The following is an 8,686-nucleotide window of genomic DNA, read 5'->3' as shown; positions in this document are numbered from 1 at the left end:
GTCGCTGATCTACATCGACCGCCACATCCTGCATGAAGTGACTTCGCCACAAGCCTTTGAAGGCTTGCAACTTGCTGGCCGTAAGCCATGGCGTTTAAGTGCCAATATTGCGACACCTGACCATAACGTACCGACCTCTAAAAAAGAGCGTGAGCAGGGCGTGGCTGGGATTGAAGATGATACTTCACGTATCCAGGTACAAACCTTGGATGATAACTGTAAGACGTTCGATATTGTTGAATTTGATATTAACGATATTCGTCAAGGCATCGCGCACGTTGTTGGTCCTGAGCAAGGCTTAACCTTGCCAGGTATGACCGTTGTATGTGGTGACTCACATACTGCAACACATGGTGCATTTGGCTGCTTGGCACACGGGATTGGAACATCAGAAGTTGAACATGTATTGGCAACCCAATGCCTGGTTCAGAAGAAAATGAAAAATATGTTGGTACGCGTTGACGGTAAATTGGGTCAAGGCGTAACACCGAAAGATGTGGTTTTAGCTATTATCGGTAAAATCGGAACTGCAGGCGGTACAGGTCACGCGATTGAATTTGGTGGTCAGGTGTTCCGTGACATGTCGATTGAAGGCCGTATGACCGTGTGTAACATGGCAATCGAAGCGGGTGCACGTGTCGGTATGGTCGCAGTCGATGAAAAAACCATTGAGTATGTTAAAGACCGTCCATATGCACCGAAAGGCGAGCAATGGGATCAGGCGGTTGCGTACTGGAATACTTTGCACTCCGACGAAGGTGCTCACTTCGATACAGTTGTAGTGTTACAAGGTGAAGAGATTGAACCGCAAGTGTCTTGGGGGACTTCTCCTGAGATGGTGATTCCGGTGTCTCAAGCGGTTCCAACTTTGGAACAGGCCAAAGATGATGTACAGCGCAATGACTGGAACCGTGCTTATCAATATATGGGCTTAACTGCAGGTCAGCCTTTAGCAGATATTCAGTTAGACCGTGTATTCATCGGTTCTTGCACCAACTCACGTATCGAAGATATTCGTGCTGCGGCTGAAGTAATCAAAGGCCGTAAAGTGGCTTCTAGCATTAAGCAGGCCATGGTCGTTCCGGGTTCGGGTTTAGTGAAACAGCAGGCAGAATCTGAAGGTTTGGACAAAGTCTTTATCGAAGCTGGTTTTGAATGGCGTGAACCAGGCTGTTCTATGTGCTTGGCAATGAATGCTGACAAGTTGCAGCCAGGCGAACATTGTGCCTCAACTTCAAACCGTAACTTTGAAGGTCGTCAGGGTAATGGCGGTCGTACCCACTTGGTGAGTCCAGCCATGGCGGCGGCGGCAGCGATTGCCGGTCACTTTGTTGATGTCCGTTCATTTTAATTGGTACGCAGGAGCAGAAATATGAAAGCTTATACCGTTGAACAAGGTATTGTTGCACCCTTAGACCGTGCCAATGTCGATACAGATTTAATTATTCCAAAACAGTTTTTGAAATCGATCAAACGTACCGGTTTCGGTGAAAACCTGTTTGATGAATTGCGTTATTTGGATGAAGGTTATCCGGGTCAGGATAACTCGGTTCGTCCGATTAACCCGGACTTCGTGTTAAACCAGCCACGTTATCAAGATGCATCGATTTTAATTTCTCGTGCTAACTTTGGTTGCGGTTCAAGCCGTGAGCATGCGCCGTGGGCATTGAATGAATACGGTTTCCGTACTGTGATTGCACCAAGCTTTGCTGATATTTTCTTTAATAACTGTTTTAAAAATGGCATGTTGCCGGTGATCTTGCCGGAAGAAACGGTTGATCGGTTATTTAAGGAATGTGCAGCAGCTGAAGGTTATCAGTTAACGATTGATCTGGAAGCGCAGGAAGTTCGTACACCAAATGGCGAAAGTTTCAAGTTTGAAGTGGACCCATTCCGTAAGCATTGTTTGTTAAATGGTTTGGATGATATTGGCTTAACTTTGCAGGCAGCAGATGATATTCGTGCCTACGAAGAAAAAACCAAACAATCACGCCCATGGGTATTTGCTGAAATTCATTCATAAAACAGCAAAAATTGTCATGGCATGACTGCGAAGGCCTTGCTAATATCAGAAGATTATTAATTTTTTTTGATAGGTTAATACAGACATCATGGCAACGTATTGGAAACAGTGGCTTGCTCTAAGTGCAGTATCAGTGCTGATGACCGCGTGTCAGAGCATTGATACCTTCAAACTTAAACATGCCAAAGAAGATGCAGAAAGCAAATCCAATGCCTTGATTTATTGTGCAGGCACACCGGATTGTCAGTTTGAACGTTTAAATCGGACCATGATTGTGGATGAGTCCACCAAGCGAATCAGCCCAGAAGCGCTGGATCAGCGTCTGGTTCGTTTGCAGGCCAAAAACCTGAAACAGGAGAATCCGATTTATTTATCTGTACCGGAAGGGCAGCATGAACTGGTGGTGCGTTTCTATCCGATTAGCAAGGATAAGGCTGAGACCTTGCATCTGTTCCAGCAGTTTAAGGCGAATAAACGCTATACCCTGAAAATGTTCCGTGACCGAAATGCACGTAGCACCAGTTTATTAAATGCCTCTGCACCTGATCCATTGTGTGTGGACCTGTTGCAAGAGCAGAAAGTGATTCGTCGTTTTTGCAAACCTTATAATGTCATCAATGGCATTGCAGAGTTTGTAGAAAAAAAAATTTAACCTAGTCAGGTGGATGCCTGACCTTATAAATGGAAAAGCTCATGTCTAAACAAATTTTGATTTTAGCTGGTGACGGTATTGGCCCTGAGATTGTAAAAGCCGCAGAACAGGTGCTTACACGAGTTAATGAAAAATTCAATCTGGGTTTAACATGGGAACAAGGTCTGTTGGGCGGTGCTGCGATTGATGCACATGGTTCACCTTATCCAGAGGTAACCTCTGAACAGGCGAAAAAAGCAGATGCAATTCTGCTCGGTGCTGTAGGCGGTCCAAAATGGGATACCATTGAGCGTTCAATCCGTCCAGAACGTGGCTTGTTAAAACTACGTAGTGAGTTGAATCTGTTTGCGAACTTGCGTCCAGCAATTCTTTATCCGCAATTGGCTGATGCCTCTAGCTTGAAACCGGAAATTGTCTCTGGTCTGGATATCCTGATCGTACGTGAATTGACCGGCGGTATTTACTTCGGTCAGCCACGCGGGATCCGTGAACTGGAAAATGGCGAAAAACAAGGTTTTAACACTGACGTTTATGCAGAATCTGAAATCAAGCGTATTGCCAAAGTTGCGTTCGAACTTGCTGGCCTGCGTGACGGTAAAGTATGTTCAGTCGATAAAGCCAACGTGCTTGAAGTGACTGAGCTTTGGAAACAAACCGTAACTGCACTGAAAGAAGAGCAATATCCAGACATTAACCTGTCTCATATGTATGTAGACAATGCTGCGATGCAATTAGTACGTGCGCCTAAGCAGTTTGATGTGATTGTGACTTCAAACCTGTTCGGTGACATCCTGTCTGATGAAGCTGCAATGCTGACTGGTTCAATCGGTATGTTGCCATCAGCATCATTGGATGAAAATGGTAAGGGTATGTACGAACCTTGCCATGGTTCTGCACCAGACATCGCAGGTCAAAACCTGGCAAACCCATTGGCAACCATTCTGTCTGTAGCCATGATGCTGCGTTATACCTTCCGTGAAGAAGCAGCCGCAAAAGCCATTGAGGATGCAGTAGGAAATGTTTTAGACCAAGGTCTGCGTACGGCTGACATCATGTCTGAAGGCATGACTAAAGTGGGTACGGTGGAAATGGGTCAGGCAGTTGTGACTGCATTGAATTAAGTTACTCAGTATTTCTACGTAAAAAACGCAGCCTTGAGCTGCGTTTTTTTATGACTGATTTTGATTAACAGGTTCGACCCGAAAGGCTGACAGAAGTTGCAATATTGTCTTTGAGCAAAAAGGTAATCTTGCATTGCAAATTCACATCATAACCTGATGCAGGACTCACAGTGACTGGAACCGGAACTGTGCCAGTACCTGCTGCCGGAAACTGGGCAATCGGTAAGGGAACGGTCACAGGACGTTCCACGACATAGCTGAGCTGTTGGGAGCTGAGCTCAGGTTCACTGATTTGCTGATAACCCAAACGTTTCAGATCTAAATTGCGATCAATATACTGGCTACTCTGCCCAATAAATTGCTGTAAATAAGTTTCACGGCCAGTCTGGCTGATCGTAGGTGTTTGTGCACACCCTGACAGACCGAGCAACAGGATGCTCAAGCCCAATACCAGAGAAGTACCTTTGCTTAACAACATCACATCACTCCTACTCAAGGAACGCTTAAAAACAGTGTAGTAGCAAAGTGTGAGAGGAACTGTTGTAATTTATTATTAGGCAAGACAGGATCAATCAGGCAGTTAGCTGTAGCTGTCAAATTCAAGACAACTTAGAACGCTCTTATATCCACTTTAAAATGAATAAAACGCAAAAATAAGTCTTAACAGGCACGTCCGCTATATTGCACGGATTGAGCAATCCCTTGTTCTAGTTGAAAATGAATCTGGCAGGGCATTTCAACCTGATAACCTGGGCCGGGTGCAGTCGCGAATCGTACAGGAGCACCTATACTGACACTTTGCTGAATGGCCGGTGTTCCCAACGGAAGTTCAATGGTGCGAAGTACAGTATAACTCAGACGTTTTTCCGTTTGTACAGGTGCTTTTGAGGTCTTAAAACCGAGTGCAGTTAAATCCAGATCCTTGCGAATTGATTCTGCAGATTTGCCAATATATTGCTGTAGTTGCTGATCTAGTTGTCGTGATTTTGTCGAATTTGTAGTGGCGCAGGCAGTCAGGCTGATTCCTAGGATCAGAGAAAACAAGAATTTTTGCATGAATGATTCACTGTTTTTATTAGAGGAAAAATAGAAATTATTATCTTCGAATGCAGTATAGGGAATGTGCAGGGGAATTGATATAAAAGAAAAGACAATAAAAAAGCCACTGGATGAGTGGCTTTTGCTTCCGCTAAAACTTAGCGCGCACGGTATGTGATACGACCCTTAGTCAAATCATAAGGAGTCATTTCGACCTTCACGCTATCGCCAGTCAAAATACGAATATAGTGTTTACGCATTTTACCAGAAATATGGGCAATTACTTCGTGACCGTTTTCTAAACGTACACGGAACATAGTATTAGGAAGCGTCTCGGTGACAACGCCTTCGAACTCGATGAGTTCCTCTTTATTGGCCATAGCCTACCTGAATGAATAAATTGGAAAGGCGCAAATTATAGTCAATTTTTTCGCAAAACACAAGGTGTAACGGGCGTTAGACTGATCATCTGTCAGTAAAATAAGCGAAGTGTGAGTTTAAACTTTTTAACTAAAAAGCGTGTGGTATCTGTTGTCAGTTTGGTCAATCACAGTTAATCTAATTTCAATCTTTTTAAGTATAAATGAAGTACATACAAGGAAGGTTTTTGAGTGAGTCAGCTAACGGATGCATCAGTCGTATTGCGTTTAGGCTATCAGGCGATTCGTCGTGCAGGTTTGCCAACAGAAGAACTTCTGACAAAAGCAGGAGTCGCTTTAAATCAGGTGGAGACCAATGATCGTACTCCGCTCAGTGCTCAGTATGCCTTCTGGGTTGCCGCAGAAGAGGTCAGTAAGGACCCGGATATCGGATTGCATCTGGGTGAACATTTGCCGCTCTATCGCGGACAGGTGATCGAGCATCTGTTTATTTCATCAGAGAATTTTGGTGAAGGCTTGAAACGTGCACTGGCTTATCAGCGTCTGATCAGTGATGCTTTTCATGCCAAGCTGGTGGTCGAAGACGATCGCTGCTATCTGACCAATGGTGAACAGCCTTTTGCTGAAAGTCTGGTCAATCGTCACTTTACCGAATGTGCGATGTCGGGTGTGCTGCGTTTCTTTAAATTTATTACTGAAGGCCGCTTTGAACCGATCTATATCGATTTCAATTTTTCCAAAGGCGCGGCAGATGAAGAATATTTCCGGGTTTATGAATGTCCGGTAAGTCTGGGACAGAAAGAAACCCGTTTGTATTTTGATCCAAGCATTCTTGATTTCCCGCTTTGGCAGGCAGAACCGGAACTGTTGCAGCTACATGAACAGCTGGCAATTGAAAAATTACAGGAACTGGCTCGTTACGATTTAGTCGGGGAAGTACGTCGTGCAATCGGTTCTACTTTAGAAAGTGGTGAAACGACTTTGGAAACTGTAGCCGCTCAACTGAATATTACCCCACGCCGTTTACGTACCCAGCTCAGTGAGGCTAATACCAGTTTCCAGCAGATTCTGTCCGATTATCGCTGTCGTCTGGCTAAACGTTTATTGGCGAGTACCAATGAAAGTGTAGAACGTATCGTTTATCTGACTGGATTCTCGGAGCCAAGTACCTTCTACCGTGCTTTTAAACGCTGGACCAATGAAACGCCGGTGGAATATCGGAAGCGCAAGCAGCGTTAATCTTTAAAATCTAAAATCCTCCCCCAACCCCTCCTTTAATAAAGGAGAGGAGTTCCTCCCTTTTTCAAAGGGAGGTTAGGAGGGATTTAAAAATTAAAAATAATTAGCTTATTCCGGCATATTTAACCAGTATGGACCCAAAGGTACTTTGGGTAGGTCAAAATACTCTGGATATTCAGCCTGGATAAAATACAGACCGTCCGGTGGTGCGGTAACACCGGCTGCTTTACGATCTTCTGCTGCAAAAATATGGTCAATATGGTCAACCTCATACATGCCTTGGCCGATTTCCAGCAAACAGCCCATGATATTGCGTACCATATGATGCAGGAAGCCATCCGCCTGAATATCTAGAATCAGATAAGGCCCATGCTGGATCAGGCGGCAGTGACGGACGTGACGTACCGGCTGATTGGACTGGCAGGCTGCTGCACGGAAACTCTCAAAGTTATGTGTGCCTTCAAACTTTGCAGCCGCTTCAATCATCTTTTTGACATCAAGTGGATAGTAAATATGAGTGACCTGTTTATGCAGCAAGGCAGGGCGTACCGGATAGTTATAGACAATATAACGATAACGGCGTGCCTGTGCTTTAAAGCGTGCATGGAAGCCATCATCCATCTCCTTGATCCATTGGATTGAGATATCCTTAGGTAACTGGCTATTTGAGCCCATTAACCAGCCTCGTTCAGAACGCAAGGCATGGGTATCAAAATGTGCGACCATATTGGTCGCATGCACGCCGGCATCGGTTCGGCCTGCACCATGCAGAATAATCGGTTCATCGGCAATTTTACTGAGAACTTTCTCGATGGTTTCCTGAACACTGATTACGCCCGGTTGTTGAGTCTGCCAACCTCGATAATTCGTTCCACAAAACTCAATTCCCACCGCAAAACGCTGCATAATGACCTCAAAACCTGACTAATCGTACCAATGGGCATGCCATTGTTCTACCGTGTCATATTGTAAATACATTTTTAAGGCTTTTGCATAAAGATCAGCATGGCCATAACTTTCATTGAGTAGAATTTTGCAATCATGCACCCATTCAGCAATGGCATAACGCTGATCGGTGGCACCGAAAGGCACTTGAGTAGTTAAGACCGAGATACAGCCTTTGGTATAGAGCTGATTGATAAAATCTACGATCTCTGGATTGACGGCCAGATTGCCGGTTCCAAAGCCTTGCAGGAATAGAAAATGCGGAGGATAGGCCAAAATATTTTTCAGATTATTGAACTGTTGAACTAAATCGATCGGCTGCATCATCAAGCTCATGCAGTTAAAATCCAGAGCTTTGGCAATATCGTCTGCTGTAACCTGATGACTTTGCTGGTTGGCCTGAATAGCGATATGCGCATCCAGACCAGTAAAGGCATTCAGCTCAGTGGTATGTTGCTTTAAGGCAGTTTGAGCATGAATCAGTTGCTGATGAAAAGCCAGATAAACACCTGCATTACACTGAGTTACTGAAGCGAGCGCAAAGCTCAGATTGTCCATGGCATCGCTAAATTCGCGTTGCGCATCGCCTTCAGCATTCAGGAGGGGATACTGGCTGCCAGTCAGCACAATATGAGCCGAATTCCCCATAAAATGTGCCAATACTGCGCTGGCATAGCTCAGGGTATCTGTCCCGTGAATAATCACAAAATGTTGTATCTGCTGTTCAGATTGCAGATTTTGGATAAATTGCACCAGTTCTAACCAGTCTGTAGCAGTACAGGCACTGCTGTCCTTAATCACAGGAGCGCAGTAATACTGAATCAACGGTTGATCCGTAGCAAGCAGCTGTTCCAGTTTTGGAATAAATAAATCGGCAGACATAGGGGCGAGCGGGTCACCGACACAGCCAAAGGTGCCGCCCATATAAATCAGTGCAATATCTTTCATCATAAAAAAAGCAGCCAAATGTTGACTGCTTTAGTGTAAAGGGAAATTGATTAAGATGCGATTTGATTCAGCAACTGATCAGCTTGCTGACGTTGTGCTGCTGTATATTCAGCTTCACGTTCAGCTATGACTTCACGGGCAGCTGCATAAGCGCCTAACTGGATATATTGTTGTGCCAGCTCCAGGTTAAGGTCCGCTTCATTAACTTCCATCAGCTCAGGGAAAGACTGCACCAATGGATCATGTTGATCGATTGCTGTAGTTACTGGCGCTGTCGGAATCTCAAAATTCACCCCTGTAGAAACAGGAGCCTCTTTTACAGCTTCGACATTATCAAGTT

The 8,686-nt window shown here is 44.8% G+C and carries 10 protein-coding genes and 1 pseudogene; 5 read left to right on the top strand and 6 right to left on the bottom strand.

Annotated features, from left to right (window positions below):
* The 4 genes from leuC to leuB all read left to right on the top strand — a co-directional run.
* A partial coding sequence (gene leuC, locus B4J23_RS01510) for a 3-isopropylmalate dehydratase large subunit (protein WP_291358539.1) occupies positions 1 to 1,351 on the top strand: 1,351 nt, incomplete at its 5' end.
* 21 nt (positions 1,352 to 1,372) lie between these two features.
* Positions 1,373 to 2,023 carry a 3-isopropylmalate dehydratase small subunit gene (gene leuD / locus B4J23_RS01505; RefSeq protein ID WP_291358538.1) on the top strand — a complete coding sequence of 217 codons (651 nt, stop codon included), beginning with the start codon at positions 1,373 to 1,375 and terminating at the stop codon, positions 2,021 to 2,023.
* An 88-nt stretch (positions 2,024 to 2,111) separates the two neighbouring features.
* Positions 2,112 to 2,675: a hypothetical protein gene (locus tag B4J23_RS01500; protein ID WP_291358536.1), complete on the top strand. Its 564-nt coding sequence runs from the start codon at positions 2,112 to 2,114 to the stop codon at positions 2,673 to 2,675.
* Positions 2,676 to 2,716: 41 nt separating this feature from the next.
* Positions 2,717 to 3,796 (top strand): 3-isopropylmalate dehydrogenase, encoded by a 1,080-nt coding sequence (gene leuB / locus B4J23_RS01495; protein WP_005232348.1) that lies wholly within the window; start codon positions 2,717 to 2,719, stop codon positions 3,794 to 3,796.
* A gap of 64 nt (positions 3,797 to 3,860) precedes the next feature.
* Here leuB and B4J23_RS01490 read toward each other — a convergent pair whose 3' ends face one another.
* The 3 genes from B4J23_RS01490 to infA all read right to left on the bottom strand — a co-directional run bounded on the left by B4J23_RS01490 (position 3,861) and on the right by infA (position 5,214).
* Complete coding sequence (locus tag B4J23_RS01490; protein WP_291358533.1) at positions 3,861 to 4,274, bottom strand: hypothetical protein; 414 nt, start codon at positions 4,272 to 4,274, stop codon at positions 3,861 to 3,863.
* Positions 4,275 to 4,456: 182 nt separating this feature from the next.
* Positions 4,457 to 4,852 (bottom strand): hypothetical protein, encoded by a 396-nt coding sequence (locus B4J23_RS01485; RefSeq protein WP_291358531.1) that lies wholly within the window; start codon positions 4,850 to 4,852, stop codon positions 4,457 to 4,459.
* Positions 4,853 to 4,992: 140 nt separating this feature from the next.
* Entirely contained in the window at positions 4,993 to 5,214 is a 222-nt protein-coding gene (gene infA, locus B4J23_RS01480; RefSeq protein WP_001284370.1) for a translation initiation factor IF-1, read from the bottom strand.
* 231 nt (positions 5,215 to 5,445) lie between these two features.
* On the opposite strand from infA, the gene B4J23_RS01475 reads away from it, so the two are divergent.
* Positions 5,446 to 6,453 carry an AraC family transcriptional regulator gene (locus B4J23_RS01475; protein WP_004781856.1) on the top strand — a complete coding sequence of 336 codons (1,008 nt, stop codon included), beginning with the start codon at positions 5,446 to 5,448 and terminating at the stop codon, positions 6,451 to 6,453.
* Positions 6,454 to 6,561: 108 nt separating this feature from the next.
* Here B4J23_RS01475 and truA read toward each other — a convergent pair whose 3' ends face one another.
* The 3 genes and pseudogenes from truA to B4J23_RS01460 form a co-directional block, all read right to left on the bottom strand.
* The gene (gene truA, locus B4J23_RS01470) at positions 6,562 to 7,359 is read right to left on the bottom strand and encodes a tRNA pseudouridine(38-40) synthase TruA (RefSeq protein WP_200229652.1); all 798 of its coding nucleotides are present in this window, start codon (positions 7,357 to 7,359) and stop codon (positions 6,562 to 6,564) included.
* 18 nt (positions 7,360 to 7,377) lie between these two features.
* Positions 7,378 to 8,349 (bottom strand): asparaginase domain-containing protein, encoded by a 972-nt coding sequence (locus B4J23_RS01465; RefSeq protein ID WP_291358526.1) that lies wholly within the window; start codon positions 8,347 to 8,349, stop codon positions 7,378 to 7,380.
* 47 nt (positions 8,350 to 8,396) lie between these two features.
* Positions 8,397 to 8,686, bottom strand: a pseudogene (locus tag B4J23_RS01460) (fimbrial protein FimV); the annotation flags it as partial.

Source organism: Acinetobacter sp. UBA3025 (genome assembly GCF_002367915.1).
GTDB lineage: Bacteria > Pseudomonadota > Gammaproteobacteria > Pseudomonadales > Moraxellaceae > Acinetobacter.
The sequence above is the reverse complement of the archived record's forward strand: the minus strand, read 5'-3'. Positions and strand labels throughout refer to the sequence as shown.

Bases quoted from the DNA above. Each gene is read 5' to 3' on its own strand.
- infA (WP_001284370.1), bottom strand. From the start codon at position 5,214: ATGGCCAATAAAGAGGAACTCATCGAGTTCGAAGGCGTTGTCACCGAG.
- B4J23_RS01465 (WP_291358526.1), bottom strand. From the start codon at position 8,349: ATGATGAAAGATATTGCACTGATTTATATGGGCGGCACCTTTGGCTGT.
- truA (WP_200229652.1), bottom strand. From the start codon at position 7,359: ATGCAGCGTTTTGCGGTGGGAATTGAGTTTTGTGGAACGAATTATCGA.
- B4J23_RS01485 (WP_291358531.1), bottom strand. From the start codon at position 4,852: ATGCAAAAATTCTTGTTTTCTCTGATCCTAGGAATCAGCCTGACTGCC.
- leuB (WP_005232348.1), top strand. From the start codon at position 2,717: ATGTCTAAACAAATTTTGATTTTAGCTGGTGACGGTATTGGCCCTGAG.
- B4J23_RS01500 (WP_291358536.1), top strand. From the start codon at position 2,112: ATGGCAACGTATTGGAAACAGTGGCTTGCTCTAAGTGCAGTATCAGTG.
- leuD (WP_291358538.1), top strand. From the start codon at position 1,373: ATGAAAGCTTATACCGTTGAACAAGGTATTGTTGCACCCTTAGACCGT.
- B4J23_RS01490 (WP_291358533.1), bottom strand. From the start codon at position 4,274: ATGTTGTTAAGCAAAGGTACTTCTCTGGTATTGGGCTTGAGCATCCTG.